Source organism: Rubritalea spongiae (genome assembly GCF_042652385.1).
Classification (GTDB): Bacteria; Verrucomicrobiota; Verrucomicrobiia; order Verrucomicrobiales; family Akkermansiaceae; genus Rubritalea; species Rubritalea spongiae.
In genome coordinates, this window is the sequence record NZ_JBHSJM010000001.1 from 860675 (window position 1) to 876645 (window position 15971).

At 46.6% G+C, this 15971-nt stretch carries 12 protein-coding genes; 9 read left to right on the plus strand and 3 right to left on the minus strand.

Going from position 1 to position 15971, the window contains the following annotated elements; translation table 11 throughout:
- Positions 1 to 22: 22 nt before the first annotated feature.
- From dnaN to ACFPK9_RS04100, 3 genes are all read right to left on the minus strand, one after another.
- Complete coding sequence (dnaN, locus tag ACFPK9_RS04090) at positions 23 to 1120, minus strand: DNA polymerase III subunit beta (RefSeq protein ID WP_377093415.1); 1098 nt, start codon at positions 1118 to 1120, stop codon at positions 23 to 25.
- Between the two features lie 253 nt (positions 1121 to 1373).
- Complete coding sequence (gene dnaA, locus ACFPK9_RS04095) at positions 1374 to 2798, minus strand: chromosomal replication initiator protein DnaA (protein WP_377093417.1); 1425 nt, start codon at positions 2796 to 2798, stop codon at positions 1374 to 1376.
- Between the two features lie 420 nt (positions 2799 to 3218).
- Positions 3219 to 4814 carry a sodium:solute symporter family transporter gene (locus tag ACFPK9_RS04100; protein WP_377093419.1) on the minus strand — a complete coding sequence of 532 codons (1596 nt, stop codon included), beginning with the start codon at positions 4812 to 4814 and terminating at the stop codon, positions 3219 to 3221.
- Between the two features lie 84 nt (positions 4815 to 4898).
- On the opposite strand from ACFPK9_RS04100, the gene ACFPK9_RS04105 reads away from it, so the two are divergent.
- From ACFPK9_RS04105 to ACFPK9_RS04145, 9 genes are all read left to right on the plus strand, one after another.
- Positions 4899 to 5141: a hypothetical protein gene (locus ACFPK9_RS04105; protein WP_377093421.1), complete on the plus strand. Its 243-nt coding sequence runs from the start codon at positions 4899 to 4901 to the stop codon at positions 5139 to 5141.
- 116 nt (positions 5142 to 5257) lie between these two features.
- The gene (gene kdsB, locus ACFPK9_RS04110; RefSeq protein ID WP_377093423.1) at positions 5258 to 6010 is read left to right on the plus strand and encodes a 3-deoxy-manno-octulosonate cytidylyltransferase; all 753 of its coding nucleotides are present in this window, start codon (positions 5258 to 5260) and stop codon (positions 6008 to 6010) included.
- 26 nt (positions 6011 to 6036) lie between these two features.
- Positions 6037 to 7650 (plus strand): CTP synthase, encoded by a 1614-nt coding sequence (locus tag ACFPK9_RS04115; RefSeq protein WP_377093425.1) that lies wholly within the window; start codon positions 6037 to 6039, stop codon positions 7648 to 7650.
- Between the two features lie 25 nt (positions 7651 to 7675).
- A complete protein-coding gene (locus ACFPK9_RS04120; RefSeq protein WP_377093427.1) occupies positions 7676 to 8131 on the plus strand; it encodes a RidA family protein in 456 nt (151 codons plus the stop codon).
- A 143-nt stretch (positions 8132 to 8274) separates the two neighbouring features.
- Positions 8275 to 10050, plus strand: coding sequence for an arylsulfatase (locus ACFPK9_RS04125; protein ID WP_377093429.1), 1776 nt, complete (start codon positions 8275 to 8277; stop codon positions 10048 to 10050).
- 111 nt (positions 10051 to 10161) lie between these two features.
- Positions 10162 to 11418, plus strand: coding sequence for a hydroxymethylglutaryl-CoA reductase (locus ACFPK9_RS04130; RefSeq protein ID WP_377093430.1), 1257 nt, complete (start codon positions 10162 to 10164; stop codon positions 11416 to 11418).
- A 73-nt stretch (positions 11419 to 11491) separates the two neighbouring features.
- Positions 11492 to 12376 carry a UbiA family prenyltransferase gene (locus tag ACFPK9_RS04135; RefSeq protein ID WP_377093432.1) on the plus strand — a complete coding sequence of 295 codons (885 nt, stop codon included), beginning with the start codon at positions 11492 to 11494 and terminating at the stop codon, positions 12374 to 12376.
- Positions 12373 to 14883: a PEP/pyruvate-binding domain-containing protein gene (locus tag ACFPK9_RS04140; RefSeq protein WP_377093433.1), complete on the plus strand. Its 2511-nt coding sequence runs from the start codon at positions 12373 to 12375 to the stop codon at positions 14881 to 14883. Before ACFPK9_RS04135 ends, ACFPK9_RS04140 begins: the two co-directional genes overlap by 4 nt.
- Entirely contained in the window at positions 14873 to 15970 is a 1098-nt protein-coding gene (locus tag ACFPK9_RS04145; protein ID WP_377093434.1) for a BtaA family protein, read from the plus strand. Before ACFPK9_RS04140 ends, ACFPK9_RS04145 begins: the two co-directional genes overlap by 11 nt.
- Position 15971: the final 1 nt, after the last annotated feature.

Below are 15971 nucleotides of genomic sequence, written 5' to 3' on the forward strand. Positions count from 1 at the left end.
TCATAAAATTCTTTTAAACGCTCTAGTTCGTCACACGCATAGGCATGATCACATAGAGAAAAGAGCCTTCGATACGAATCACGCCTGGGCTCATTTCATCAATCAAGTCGAGGTAGATTTCATCAGTGTCCAGATTCTTCAGAGGCGCCATGAGGAAGTCAGGATTGAAAGCAATTGCAAATTCAGCACCACCGTAAGTCACATCAATTTTTTCACTCGCTTCACCAATATCTTGAGAGTTAGCCATCACATCAATGCTGTTAGCTCCGAAGGCTAGCTTCACCGAGTTAGACTTGTCTGATGCGAGAAGTGACACACGGCGAACTGTTTCGAGGAATGCCTCACGGCTTACCTGAATGCGCTCAGAAGTATTGTTAGGAATCACCTGACGGTAGTTCGGATAGTTACCTTCAATCAATTTAGAAACGAGCAAGCTACCGTTGATTTCAAAAGCAACTTGACTATCGCTAAGACGAATAATCACATCGCCCTTATCTGTGAGGAGACGCTGTAGCTCTTGTACAGCCTTTGATGGAATAATGACATCAGCTTCATTACTCGCAGGAAACTCGAGATCATTTTCAACCATTGCTAGACGGCGGCCATCAGTCGCAACCAAAGTCACTTTCCCTTCTTTAAAGGATGTGAAAATACCATTGAGCACATAGCGAGTTTCATCAGTAGAAATAGCATAAGAAGTCTTCTTCAATGAGTCTAACAGCAGCTCTTGCGACATCTTGTATTCCTTAGCATCTTCAAATTTGGGAAGTGGCGGAAACTCATCTTCACCAAGACCAATTATTTTGAAGAAGGATGGACCAGACTTTATGCTCGCATAATTTTTACTATCGACGGAAATTTCCACATTCTCAGCTGGAAGCTCACGGATAATACTCACTAAACGTTTCGCTGGAAGAGTCGTCGCTCCCTCTTTTTCCACATCGGCCATCACCGAACCACTCACCCCAACATCGAGATCAGTAGTGGTAAGTTTCAGCTCGCTGCCAACTGCTTCAATAAGCACGTTAGATAGGATCGGAAGTGTGGTGCGGTTACTTACTACATGCTGCACCTGTTGCAGTGCATCGAGAAAGGATTGCTTGGAGATGGTAAACTTCATAAGAATAAGGCCGTTGTTAGTAATTTCTGTTACCAGAAGCGGTGATGTTCGGGATTAAATTGAACTTTCCCCCCACAAACGCAAGCCTTCTTTAGGGCCAGCTACCACTTTTGCTCTATATGGCTACTTTTGTACACAAAGGCACAATATATGGTATGCCTCGTTGCAGCCATTTTAACTTTGAGTTGCTAACAATAAAAAAGGCCCCCATTTCCGGGAGCCTAATCTATCAGATACTTTCTTAAAGATGATCTTAGCGCTGAAGCATGGCGTCTAACAAATCGACAGTATCTCTTACCATCGACTCTTTGCCCATACGGCTTTCCACTTTTTTCACTGCGTGAATCACAGTTCCATGGTCACGACCACCAAAGGCATCGCCAATCTCCATCAGTGACGACTGAGTCATCTTACGGCTAAGATACATCGCTACTTGTCTAGCAAAAGCAATGTTGGCAGGGCGACGTCGGCTACTCATATCAGCGAGACGGACATCGAAATGCTCAGAAACAATTTTCTGAATCGCGTCGATGCTCACTTGCTTGGCTCCTTCTTCGCGGAGGATATCTCGCAGTAGAGTTTCAGCTCGTTCAACAGTGATTGAAGACCCACCCAGTGACGCATAGGTCGCCAAGCGAACAAGTGCACCTTCGAGACGACGCACGTTACTACGGATACGTTCTGCCAAAAAGCGAATCACCTCATCTGAGAGTTTCACGTCCCAATCTTCCATCTTCTTCTGAAGAATCGCCACTCGTGTCTCCATCCGCGGTGATTGCATCTCCACAGTCAAACCACTTTCGAAACGAGAAATCAAACGCGGCTCAAACTTCTTAATCTCACAGGCCGGGCGATCACTCGTAAGTACAATCTGACTCTGAAGATCTAGCAGTGTATTAAATGTATGGAAGAACTCCTCTTGTGAACGTTCTTTCCCAGCAAGGAACTGAATGTCATCTATTAGCAACACGTCAGCCTTACGGTACTTGCGGCGGAACTTATCGAGATCCCCCTTCTTAACCGAATTAATAAATTCATTGGTGAACTTCTCACTCGTTAGATAAACTACCTTCGCCTCTGGATTGTCAGCGATCATACGGTTGCCCACCGCTTGCATCAAATGTGTCTTACCCAGTCCTGAGCCGCCATGAATGAACAAGGGGTTATAGGAAACTCCTGAACCTGACGCCACAGCCGTACATGCTGCATGCGCAAACTCACTGTTCTGTCCGACCACGAAACGCTTAAAGTTAAATAATGGATTTAGCCCCACGTTCTTCAGTTTCTTATCTAAGCTCATCTGCTCAGCAGCTGGGAGTACAGCTCTAGTTTCTGAGGAGTCTTCAGCAGAGTCATTCACCTCAGTGAACTCCTCTGATCCTGCTACCATCACCTTGGCGACGACTGAAGCATCTAATACTTTAGAAACTGCCGCCTGAAGCTCTGGCATAAAGTTTGTCTCAATCCAGACTTGGTGAATATCGCTCGGTACAGCGATGCTAATTTCGTTCTGAGAAATCTCGGCACACTCAGCGCCATCAAACCAACGCTGGTACGCGTCGGCACTTAGTAAATCTTGGAGGTGGCTTGAAACTGCGTTCCAGATCTTTTCATCTCCTGAATAATTTGCTGATCCTGATGCATCATGATGGGTTACTTGGGCTGATAGTTCGTGCATTTGTGTAGCTTCCGCTCTTGTAGTTATTGATCCTGGCTTTTTCGCTCTCACACCGTCCTTGTGGAGCGAGTGGCGAGAGTTCTACAGACCTTTGGAGCTTTCTTGGAAACTTTTTTAAAATTTATCAGGGCCTGAAAAAAGTTTTTAGAGTTTCCACAAGGGTTCCACGGCTATTTTTTTTTAGAGGCTTGACGCTACCGATAGTAAACTTCTCCAAAGTATTTTTTAACAGCTGTTCACAAGTCGTTGAAATCACTACCAATCCCCCATAGATCAAGAGATAGAGAGGTTTTGAACACATCCTAACAGAATAAATTTTGTATAAAAACAGACAACATCACTATCTATTTTTTCAAAAAAAGGGCAGTATTGTCACACTACCCTTTAACAATGAATCAGTTTATTCTGCTAACCTAACAGCTACTCGTTACGCATATCATACGCATCCTCTCTTGGCAGTATCCAGCCGACCAAACAAGCAGTCCCGAAAGTCAAAATAGTCGTGATAGGATAAAACCACGCAAAACTCCATTTTGGTCTATTCTCCTTAATCGTTGCTAGCTCATCAAAACCTAGAGCGCCGAATAAATTGTAAATGTCATCCTGCATATATGCGCTCAGAGCCACAGAGAGAATCGTACCAAGTAGAATCCCCTGAAACGACCATGGAACCTTCTTCGAAAAGAGAGCTAACAATAAAATAGCTAAAACTGGACCATAGGTGTAGCTCACCATTCTAAATGCCAAGCCTATCAAACTGCGGTCACCCTCATCAGAATAATAATTCCAACTTAGCATGATGGACATTCCAGACAGCAAGATGGCCCATACAAAGACGATTCCACGGGACTTAGTCACCATACGCCGGTCGTGGCCATGATCCTCCATATACTTTTGACCATAAAATGCCGACAGTGAAGTCTGCGAGAGAGCCGCTAGAATCGAATCCAAACTAGACACTGCAGCCGCAAATGCTCCCGCTACAATCAGCCCTTTTAAGCCAGTTGGCAGTTCGGACACAATCCACACAGGGAACACATTACTCGCATCCTCCAAGAACAAAGCAGACTCAGCTGCCGTTGGTTCATTCACCGTGTACCACGCAAACAACCCAGAACCCACAGCCAACATTAACAGTGTAATCAGCTGCGACACACTACTCCACACAATAGCCTTCTTCGCATCCCCAGCCGAACCACAACAAAAAATCCTCTGAGCATTCAATTGGTCAGTCCCAAAGGCAGCCACATTTTGAAACGGCATCGCAATGATCGCGACCCAGAAAGTAAAACTCACTGCTGGATCAGTCGCAAAATCTAACACTCGCATCTTATCGATCGCCACACCCTCCACAAACACCGAGCGGTTTATATCGATCACATTCCCCCATCCCACAGCTGACCACAGCCATAGAAACGAGATCACTCCTCCTATAATGAAAACTCCAAACTGCATGACATCCGTCCAGATCACCGTCCGCATCCCCCCCATTAAGGTCCAGCCGACCGCAAACGCTCCAATGATGAGGATGCACGTCGTCATGTCTAAGCCAGTCACAGTCTTCAGAATAATAGCAGTCACTAACACCCGTACACTTTGCCCCAGAATGGAACCTAACGAGAACAAAACTGTCACCAGCTTCTTCACTCCCTCGCCAAGCCGGTGCCCCATGAAATCATAAGGACTAAAAATTTCCCGCTCATAATAAATGGGCACCAAATAATACCCAACAATGATCCTAGCAACGATCGAACCGATCCCCCACTGCAAATACGTCCAGTCCCCCTGGAGCGCATACACCATCCCAGGAACGCCAATAAACGTCAGCGCCGATATCTCAGTCGCAATAATCGACCCGCTCACCGCCATCCAAGGCAAAGACTTTCCTCCCAAGAAAAAGTCTTTGATCGTAGCCTGCTGCCCACGCATCATATGCCCGATCCATGTCGTCAAAAGCATATATCCAAATACCACAACCCAGTCGACCCTAGTGAAATTATCCGCAATTTCATTCATAACTCGCAAGCTAACAATTCGTCCTACAAAGTCGATACGAATTACTTTACCTTACTTAAATATTACCCCACATCTCTCCTCTCTATGAATCCAGATTTCTCCAAACTCGCTGAGCTCCTCCAAACCCGACTCGACGTCATTGCCAATCAAGAATTGCGCGAGACCAATCCATCAGAACAGCTCCACCAGTTGCAATCAGTCAGTGAACAGATCACCTCGTGGCATCAACAACACAGAGGCAACATCCCAGCTCAGCTCCACCACTTCCTTCAACAGCAAAGTCTCTCAAAAGCTCTCGATTTCCTAAAATCTGAACAACTTTATTAATCCCCTCGTTCAACTCCACCTCCCATTTTTTCCTCCCTAAATTTTCATTCACGATTTCGTAACAAAAGAACCTTGCCTGCCCCATCCTGCAGACATAATCTGCCGCAGCTCATACTGTGGACACCCATTCTAACCATTACGTTTTAGGGATCATTCCAGCGCGTTGGGCCTCTACCCGCTTCCCGGGAAAACCATTGCATCTCATTGCGGGAAAACCGCTTGTGCAACACGTCTGGGAACGCTGCCAAGAGTGCTCAAACCTGGATAGCATCATCGTCGCTACTGATGACGAACGCATTGCTGACGCATGTCGTTCATTCGGCGCCCAAGTCACCATGACCTCATCCGATCACTCCACCGGCACTGATCGCATTGCCGAGGCAGCCCAAGCGGTTCCAGAAGCTACCCATCTCATCAATATCCAAGGCGATGAACCTCTCATCGAACCTGCTCTCATCGACGAACTCGCAGCGACACTCGTCGCCGATGATCAATTAGAAATGGCCACCGCAGCCAACGCAATCGATGACGACATACTGATGCAGGACCCGAACGTCGTAAAATGCGTTCTCAAGCGCAACGGGGAAGCCCTTTACTTTTCGCGTTCCCCACTCCCATTCCAACGCAGCGAAAGTCCAAACCTCACTTGCTATCGCCACAAGGGTATCTACGCCTACCGCAAAGATTTCCTCCAACAATTTATTCAATGGGAACCCACTCCCCTCGAAGTCGCGGAATCGTTAGAACAACTCCGAGCTCTCGAAAATAACGCTCGTATCAAAGTGATTATCACGGATGACACCTCTGGCGGCGTCGACACCCTCGAACAAGCAGAGGAGCTCGAACGCCTCCTCTCCTCAACTCTTTAACAACTACTCACACATATCCTGTCACAATGGCACATCCTACTAAATACATCTTCGTCACCGGTGGCGTTGTTTCCTCACTCGGCAAAGGGCTCGCAGCTGCGTCTCTTGGTACTCTCCTCGAACACCGCGGACTCGATGTTCTTATTCAGAAATTCGACCCTTACCTCAATGTCGATCCCGGCACCATGTCACCATACCAACATGGAGAAGTCTATGTTCTAGCAGATGGTGCTGAGACTGATCTCGACCTCGGTCACTACGAGCGATTCACAAACTGCGAATGCTCTAGCCTCAACAACATCACTTCTGGTCAGGTATTTGAAAATGTCATCAAAAACGAGCGCGCTGGAAAGTACCTCGGAAAAACAGTGCAGTTTATCCCACATTGCACAGATATCATCAAGGACCGCATCCGCGAAGTGACTCTTAAAAGCGACGCCGATGTCATCATCACTGAAATCGGTGGAACCACTGGCGACATCGAAGGTCACCTCTTCCTCGAAGCTCTCCGCCAATTCTCCCTAGAAGTCGGCCGCGACAACGTCTGCTTCATCCACGTCACTCTCCTGCCATACATTGCAGCTGCCGGTGAAATAAAAACAAAGCCTACTCAGCAATCCGTAGCAAAACTCCGCGAAATCGGAATCGTCCCAGACATCATTGTCTGCCGCACCGAACACGATCTCGACGAAGACAATCGCGCAAAAATCGCCATGTTCTGTAACGTCGAGGCGAAAAATGTGGTGGCATTCCGCGATGTGAACCACACCATCTATGAGTGCCCACTCGATCTTCGTCGTGACAAGTTAGACCGCCTTGTTAGCGACCGCTTAGGCCTCGAGTCCGAAACACCAGACCTCGAAAAATGGCGCATTTTCGTCGACCGAGTGATCAACCCGACTCACGAAGTCACCATCGCTGTAGTAGGTAAATACATCGAACTTCAGGACGCCTATAAATCCATTTACGAATCCCTCGTACACGCTGGTGCTGCCCACGACACTCGCGTCAACGTTGTACGTGTCGATGCTGAAGAAATCGAAGAAGAAGGCCCAGCAACACAACTTAAAGATGTCGACGGCATCCTCATCCCCGGTGGCTTTGGCGACCGCGGAACCGAGGGGAAAATCCGCGCCGCACAATTTGCACGTGAAAATGGAGTACCATACTTTGGTATCTGTCTCGGTATGCAAATCGCTACCATCGAATTCGCTCGTAATGTCTGCGAACTCGAAGGAGCAACTTCCACAGAGTTCGATAAAAACACACCACACCCTGTCATTTCCCTTCAGGAAGAACAAGAAGGTGTCGTCACCATGGGTGCAAGTATGCGTCTCGGGTCATCAGATTCCATCGTCTATAAAGACACCAAAGCGTACGAACTTTACCAAGACGAACTCATCACCGAACGTCACCGTCACCGTTACGAGTTTAACCCAGCTTACCGCGAGCAAATCGAAAAAGCCGGCTTAAAAATCAGCTCAGTTTCTGCTGACCAAGGGCTCGTTGAAATCGTCGAAGTACCAAAACACCCATTCTACATCGGTGCTCAGTTCCACCCAGAGTTCCAATCCAAGCCTAACAAGCCGCATCCACTCTTTGCAGGCTTTGTAGCAGCAGCTCTTCAAAAGAACAAATAAGTCATCATCACTGAACCTTCTGACCATGAAAATCGAAGAACGCATCGCCGAACTTGGCTACACCCTTCCTGAAGTACCAGCCCCAGCTGGCTCCTACCTCAATTACACTCGCAGTGGCAACCTCCTCTTTCTTGCTGGCGGCATCCCACCAGTAGAAGAAAAGTACCAAGGTAAGGTCCCAACAGAGACTACCATCGAAACTGCTCAAGAAGCAGCTCGTCTCGTCACTCTCAACCGTCTGGCAGTGGTCAAAGACGCCATTGGCTCGCTCGATAAAGTAAAACAAATCGTCACCGTCAACGGCTTCGTCAACTCCGACCTCGACTTCTACGGACATCCGGCAGTCATCAACGGTTGCTCTGACCTTCTCGTTGAAATTTTTGGAGAGAAAGGAATGCACTCCCGCACCGCTTGCGGTGTAGCTGCCCTTCCGCTCAACGTCTCCGTTGAAATCAATATGGTGGTAGAAATCGAGGACTAATAGTCTCCACTAACATTTCCTAACTTTCTCAACTCAGAGGCTAGCAAGGTGAACACCTTCTAGCCTCTTGTATTCTCAGATGAAATACGATAGAAGCCCTGCACTCTAAATACTGAGTCAGCACATTATACGATCCAAATAATATGAAAAAAACCATTCTAAATCTGTTCTTCGGCCTGCTCAGCGCGACCGTAGCTACAGCTGCTGAAAAACCGAACATCGTCCTAGTAATGACAGACGATCAAGGCTACGGTGACCTTGCCTGTCATGGCAACCCATACGTTAAAACTCCAAACATCGATCAGCTCTCTAGCGAGTCCGTGAACCTCCAAGACTTCCACGTCTTCCCTACATGTTCCCCAACACGTGCCGCTCTCATGACTGGCCACTGGGCGAACCGCACAGGTGTTTGGCACACCATCAACGGCCGTTCACTTCTCCGCAAAAACGAAGTCACACTCGCGTCCATGCTCAATAAGGCTGGCTACGAAACTGGCATTTTCGGTAAATGGCACTTGGGCGATTCCTACCCATTCCGCCCGGAAGACAAAGGTTTCAGCTACACATTCTACCACGGTGCTGGCGGCGTTGGCCAAACTCCAGATGCATGGAACAACGACTACTTCACTGGCCACTACCGCCACAACGGCAAGCTCACTAAGGTCGATGGTTTCTGTACCGACGTCTTCTTTGACGAAAGCCACAAATTCATCAAGCAATGTGTCGAAGAGAAAAAGCCATTCTTTGCTTATATTGCAAGTAATGCTCCTCACCTTCCACTCCTGGCTCCACAAGAATACCTCGACCAGTACAAAGATCAGCCAGATGACCTCGCAGCCTTCTACGGCATGATCACCAACATCGATGACAATGTCGGCGAGACCCGCAAGTTCCTCAAGGAGCTCGGCATCTACGAAAACACCATCTTCATCTACATGACAGACAATGGTTCAGCTCATGGATCAGAAGCTTACAATGCAGGAATGCAGGGCAAAAAAGACAGCCCGTATGACGGAGGCCACCGTGTTCCTTTCATGCTCCACTACCCAGCAAAAGGTATGACTTCAAAGCGTGAGATCAAGACTCTCACCCACGTCGTAGACCTTGCTCCGACACTCCTTGAACTGTGTGGAGTTGAAAAAGATAGTTCTGTCGAATTCGACGGTGTAAGCATTACTTCACTTCTCGAAGGTAAAACTGATGGCTGGAAAAACCGCTATGTGATCACCGACTCTCAACGTGTTGTTGATCCTATCAAATGGAGAAAAAGCTCAGTCATGATCCAAGACTGGCGTCTCGTGAACGGCGAAGAACTCTACAACATCGTAGAAGACCCAGCTCAGCAAAACAACCTCGCGAAGAAGCATCCTGAAAAATTAGAACTTCTGCGTAGCTACTACGATGAGTGGTGGAACGAACTCGAGCCAACCTATGCAGAAACTGCTGAGTTCATTCTCGGTAGCGACAAAGCCAAAGTCGTCACACTCAACGGTCACGATTGGATTCAGAAAAATCTCCCACCTTGGAACCAATCTCACATCCGTGGTCTCAAGAAATTTGTGACTAAAGACTTCGAAGGTTTCTGGGCAGTGGAAGTTGAAACTCCAGGTAAATACAATCTCGCCTGCTTCCGTTGGGATCCACAGGCAAAGGCACCAATCACCTCCTCACTCCCTGCACAACCTGACCGCCCAGGAGTTGGCAAACCATATTGTGCCTACCCTGGCCAAGCTCTCGATATCAAGGAAGTAGTCATTGAAGTCGACGGCAAAGAAATCGGCAGAAAGCCAGTCACCACAAAAGACGTCTCAGTCTCCCTCGAAGCCGAACTCGCTAAAGGGAAACAAAAGATCTCCGCTTACTTCATTCTAGCTGACGGCAAGCAAGTAGGAGTACCCTACTGCACTTTTACTAAGTAAATAAATACTTTCACTCAAAAAGGGCTCAGCATTACCGCTGGGCCCTCTTTTTATTTCTAACCTAACAGCATGTAGCTTGACCTAAGTTAGCCACTCTCTAGTTTTCTTAATATGCCAGGTAAACGTTCGCTCACAAGCCGCCATCTAGATGACCTATTCAGCCAGTATTCAATTGATGAGCTCGCAGAGAAACTCACACCTGACACCACTTCACCACACGTCCCCTACCTCCCTAACACAAAAATTACAGATGCCCGTACGCATCGCATGTGGCGATCACTCGATAAAACTCCCTCGGAAGAGATCTATGACACATGGAGCCAATCGAAAGTTGAAACATTTCAGGGAAACATTGAGAACTTCATAGGAACTACTAAGATCCCGCTAGGTGTTGCAGGACCTCTAAGGGTTAATGGCCTCTTTGCCCAGGGTGACTACCCTATTCCTCTAGCCACTAGCGAAGCAGCGCTGGTCGCTAGTTATCATAGAGGCGCTAGCCTCATAACAGCAGCTGGTGGAACTTCCGCCATGCTCCTCTATCAAGCCCTCAACCGGTCTCCTGCATTTGTATTTGAATCTATGCGGGGCTCTGGACGCTTTGTAGCGTGGGCTATGGAGCACTTTGAGAATTTCCAACAAATCACCGCTTCTACAACTCAACACGGCAAACTAGTAGATGTCGGAACTACACTTGAAGGGAATCACGTCTATCTTGATTTCGAATTCACTACGGGTGATGCCTCTGGACAAAATATGGTCACTATATGCACCCAGCACATATGTGATTACATTGCTGAGAACTACCCCGGAACAATTGAACAAATCTATGTGGAAGGAAATCTATCAGGAGACAAGAAGGCTAGCGCTCAGTCATACACCTCTGTTCGAGGTAAAAAAGTCTCAGCAGAAGTAGAAATACCAGCACCCTTAATCAAAAAATACCTCAACGCCACCCCTACTCAGCTCGTAGACTATTGGCGAGTTTCTGCGATTGGTGGAGTGCTCAGTGGAACAATGGGTGTTCAAGGGCACTTTGCAAATGGCCTAGCAGCTCTTTACATCGCCACTGGCCAAGATGCGGCTTGCGTAGCCGAATCAGCTATGGGAGTCACTCGATTTGAAATCACCAAAACAGGAAATTTGTATGCTGCAGTTACAATCCCTAGTATTATGGTTGGAACCGTGGGGGGCGGCACCGGCCTACCAAGCCAAAAAGCCGCTCTAGAGTTAATGGGGCTATACGGCTCAGGCAATGCTGAAGCTCTCGCCGAAGTTTGCGCCTCTCTCCTACTTGCTGGAGAGCTCTCCATCATTGCCGCCCTTGCTACGAATACATTCACTCGGGCTCATCACAAGTTAGCACGATAAAAAAAACATCGATTTAATTGATGATTGTTTAATTTATATCCATTATGAGAATGCGAAGGTGTAGGTTATACCCATGTCTATGAAATGGTGGATCTACCAAAAAGAGCGCTTTCCAATCTTCCAACACGGCCCTCTCGTCTTAGCTTTTAGTGCCTGTGCGGTTTGTTATTCAGCATTAATTACGAACACACCTGTTGAACTATTTTCCATCTGTATTGCTTTCGTCACCTGTTTATTTTTTTTCCTCCAACTACGAATCGCAGATGAATTTAAAGATGCCAAGGAAGACGCACAATATAGACCCTATCGACCTGTTCCACGCGGCCTTGTTAGCCTGAAAGAACTAGGCATCGTTTTTGTACTGAGCGCAGGGATTCAGCTACTGCTGGCACTCTACTTTTTCCCCACCTTGGTAGTCATTCTTCTCATTGCCTGGGCCTATCTCGCCTTAATGAGTGCAGAGTTCTTTGTCCGAGACTGGCTAAAATCGCGCCCAATAACCTACCTCTGGACGCATATGCTTATCATGCCACTAGTAGACCTCTACGCTACAGCATGCCAATGGATGCCTATGGGTGAAAAGCCTCTTGCGGCGCTCTCTTTGTTCCTTATTGCTAGTTTCTTTAACGGAATCGTAATAGAAATTGGCCGGAAATTGAGACTGCCAGATTGCGAGGAAGAAGGCGTTCCCACATACAGCAAGCTTTGGGGACTATCAAAAGCAGCTTGGATCTGGTTTGGCTGCCTCTGTACTACAGGACTTTTTGCAACAGCTGCCGCTCACTACATCCGATGGTCCACTCAAGTTATCTGTGTACTCACTCCCTTAATAATAATCGCTTTAGTTCTAACCGTGCGTTCGAGTCGCACCACACAAAAGACTTTTGAAACACTCTCTGGGATTTGGACTATGTGCCTTTACCTCATTCTCGGAGTCATTCCCTTTTTCGTACAATGATCATTTTCCCAAATACAAAAGAGCATCAACATCTATTGGGTGGTAAAGCTCTCGCCCTTTCGAAATTAGCTGAAACTGGACTAAATATTCCAGAATGGTTTGTCATCGCAGACTCAAAAAGCTCTTCAGTTGGATCTATCAAAGAAGAGGCTCAAGCTCTCGATACCGAACTATTCGCTGTCCGCTCATCTGCAACGCATGAAGATGGTGCAGACCACTCCTTTGCTGGTTTATTCGAATCTTACCTCTATGTCACCGAAGGTCAGTTAGTTGATCGAATTCATGACGTCGAAAAAAGCGCAGCAAGTACACGTGTAGCTTCCTACACCGAAAATACAGAGCACACTGAGCCAACAACTCCCAGTGTAATCATTCAGCGAATGCTAACACCAGAAGTAAGCGGTGTGGCCTTTAGTGCTAACCCTGTGACTGGGTACCTCGACCACACAGTCATTGCCTCCGTATGGGGTACTGGAAGTGCTCTCGTATCAGGTGAAGCGGACGCGGATTCATGGACAATCGATACTCAAGGCAATCTCATTGAAGAGAAAATTGCACGTAAAGACACTCAACATGTCCACTGCAAGCATTCCTTAGAGGGGGTACAGTCAATACCTACGCCTGAAGAACGAGTCTTAGCACCAAGCTTAACAGAACATCAACGTCTAGAAGTCAGAGATCTAGCAAAATGTTGCGCTGACCATTTTGGCTCACCGCAAGATATCGAATGGGCATACGAAAACGGAACTCTCTATTTATTACAGAGCCGACCCATTACTAACCTCAAACACAGCTGTTTGAGTTCTGATCCGACCACTATATGGGATAACAGCAATATTGCGGAAAGCTACTCAGGCCTTACCTCTACTATGACTTTCTCCTTTGCTGAAAGGGCCTACGAAAATGTCTATCGTGAATTCTGTAGAGTATTGTCCGTGCCTGAAACTAAGATTTTAGCAAGTGACGCTATTTTCAAAAACATGTTGGGTCATATACACGGACATGTTTTTTATAATTTAAATAGCTGGTACCATGTTCTCGCTCTATTTCCTGGCTTCTCTCTCAATCGTGATTTTATGGAGCAGATGATGGGAGTGAAAGAACCTATGCCTGATGACATAGTGAATGATATTCTAGAACAAACTCGAGTTTCAAAAGCTTCTGACACGTTTGCCTTGCTCGGGACATGTATCGGTTTGTTTCGAAATTTTAATAGTCTCAATCAACAAATAGACAATTTCTATCAACGCCTTCATTCTGCTTTAGATCTCAAGAGAAATGAGATTTCAAAAATGAACCTCCCGGCTCTTTCAAACCACTACCAAGAACTAGAATCCCAACTCCTTAAGAAATGGGATGCCCCTCTCATCAACGATTTCTTCGCAATGATCTTTTATGGAGTTTTGGGATCACTCTGTAAAAAATGGTTAGGAAACGAGTCTATCAGAAACAAGTTTTTGATCGATGCGGGAGACATTATCAGCGCAGAACCTCCACGTCGAATCACTGAGATGGCAAAGCAAGTAGCCGCAGATGACGAGCTCTGTGCGCTACTCAATTCTAGTGATCTGAACACTCAAGATAAAGTCAATCAACTCACTCAAGACCCAATTCTAAAAAATAAGTATTTAGAATATCTAGAAAAGTTTGGAGACCGTTGCTTGGAGGAGCTCAAACTTGAATCTCCCAGTGTGTCTGATGATCCAACTTCTCTGGTTTCGAGTATTGCAGGAATGGCTAATAGAATACGCAGTGGAGCATACAAACCAACCGCATCGATCTCTCCGCCTGAAGTCCCCCTCAAAGGTCTCAAGAGAAAAGTCTTCAATTGGGTACTTAAATATACGCGGCAACTTGTCTGCAATAGAGAAAACCTCAGATTTGAACGCACGCGTCTATTCGGCAGAGTCCGTAAAATCATTGTTGCCATGGGTCGGCATTTTTCCTCCAAAGGCTGGATAGATTCTCCTGATGATATATTCCATTTAACTTTGTTAGAATCTCTCAAAGCGGCTCAAGACACGGAAAATAACCACAACCTCAAAAAGCTCGTAGAAAAAAGAAAGCATGAGGCCAAGAACTTCACTACTCCGCCTGACCGCTTTCAGACAAAGGGGAATTTAAATGCCAACACACCTCTAGTACAGACCGTCCCCACAGTTCCTAGCACTGGCACTAGTAACGACCTAAATGGCACAGGAGCTTGTCCAGGCGTTATCAAGGGGCGTGTGCGAGTGATTCATGACCCTAGAAACGCAACCCTCCAAGAGGGTGAAATTCTAGTCGCTCAACAAACCGACCCAGGCTGGGTAGTTTTATTCCCCGCAGCTAGTGGGCTGTTAGTAGAACGTGGGTCACTACTATCTCACTCAGCCATTGTTGCCAGAGAGCTTCAACTCCCTTGTGTTGTCTCGATACCTGAAGTCACGAAAAAACTCAAAACTGGGGATCTCGTCGAAATGGACGGTAGCACAGGAATAGTAAGAACAATTACCGATGAAATCTGAAATTCAACATCGAGCTAACTTTAATAAAATTCGTTATGCCAATTGCTGGGAAGATGCCGACATCTTAGTGACGGCTCTTGAGCCAAAAGGACGTGACTGTCTCAGCATTGGATCCGCAGGTGACAATTCATTTTCCCTACTAGCTGCAGGAGCCTCATCAGTCACTATAGCTGAAATGAATCCAGCCCAAATTGCATGCATTCAGCTTAGAATCGCAGCATACAAAGAACTTAATCATTCTGAGTTCCTCACCTTGCTAGGTGAAACTGGAAAGCCACATGAAAGAATAGCTTTGTATGAGCGCTGCAAACCTTTGTTACCTGACGCTGCTCAAAACTATTGGCAGCATTATAGCCAACACATATCGGAAGGATTCGGACGCATCGGTAAATTTGAAAACTATTTCAAACTCTTCAGAGAAAAAGTCCTCCCACTTGTACATGGCGAGAAAAAAGTTAAAGACCTTCTGTCTGCGCGTAGTCACTCTGAACGTGAGGTGTTTTATGAGAAAAGTTGGAACACATGGAGATGGCGTCTGCTCTTCAAATGCTTTTTTTCACGCTTCACAATGGGTAAGCTAGGTCGTGACCCTGAGTTCTTTAAATATGTCGAGGGCTCTGTCGCCGACAAAATACTCAGTCGAACAATGCATGCCTTGATCGAGCTTGAGCCAAACTCCAACCCCTACTTAAACTGGATCCTGCTAGGCCGTTACGGAAATGCTCTCCCGATGGCATTAAGAGCTGAAAATTTTGACGCTATCTCCAGCAATATAGAACGAGTCACAATCCTAGAAAAACCACTCGAAGCCGTGCTTGATGAAAGTACTGATAAATATGACGCATATAACCTCAGTGACATATTTGAATACATGTCTCTTGAAAACACAGAGGCGCTTCTTGAACAAATTATAAAGAAGAGTAATCTAGGGGCGCGTCTTGCATACTGGAACATGCTCGCACCAAGGTCTCGACCTGCAAGTCTAGCTAATTCAATCACACCGCTGACTGATCTTTCAATCGATCTCCACCTGAAAGACAAAGCATTCTTCTACTCCAAGTTTATCGTAGAAAAAGTGACAAGCTAAC

What these genes read in the sequence shown, in the direction of transcription:
- dnaN (WP_377093415.1), bottom strand. Translation starts at nt 1,120, where the DNA reads ATGAAGTTTACCATCTCCAAGCAATCCTTTCTCGATGCACTGCAACAG.
- dnaA (WP_377093417.1), bottom strand. Translation starts at nt 2,798, where the DNA reads ATGCACGAACTATCAGCCCAAGTAACCCATCATGATGCATCAGGATCA.
- ACFPK9_RS04100 (WP_377093419.1), bottom strand. Translation starts at nt 4,814, where the DNA reads ATGAATGAAATTGCGGATAATTTCACTAGGGTCGACTGGGTTGTGGTA.
- ACFPK9_RS04105 (WP_377093421.1), top strand. Translation starts at nt 4,899, where the DNA reads ATGAATCCAGATTTCTCCAAACTCGCTGAGCTCCTCCAAACCCGACTC.
- ACFPK9_RS04115 (WP_377093425.1), top strand. Translation starts at nt 6,037, where the DNA reads ATGGCACATCCTACTAAATACATCTTCGTCACCGGTGGCGTTGTTTCC.
- ACFPK9_RS04120 (WP_377093427.1), top strand. Translation starts at nt 7,676, where the DNA reads ATGAAAATCGAAGAACGCATCGCCGAACTTGGCTACACCCTTCCTGAA.
- ACFPK9_RS04125 (WP_377093429.1), top strand. Translation starts at nt 8,275, where the DNA reads ATGAAAAAAACCATTCTAAATCTGTTCTTCGGCCTGCTCAGCGCGACC.
- ACFPK9_RS04130 (WP_377093430.1), top strand. Translation starts at nt 10,162, where the DNA reads ATGCCAGGTAAACGTTCGCTCACAAGCCGCCATCTAGATGACCTATTC.
- ACFPK9_RS04135 (WP_377093432.1), top strand. Translation starts at nt 11,492, where the DNA reads ATGTCTATGAAATGGTGGATCTACCAAAAAGAGCGCTTTCCAATCTTC.
- ACFPK9_RS04140 (WP_377093433.1), top strand. Translation starts at nt 12,373, where the DNA reads ATGATCATTTTCCCAAATACAAAAGAGCATCAACATCTATTGGGTGGT.
- ACFPK9_RS04145 (WP_377093434.1), top strand. Translation starts at nt 14,873, where the DNA reads ATGAAATCTGAAATTCAACATCGAGCTAACTTTAATAAAATTCGTTAT.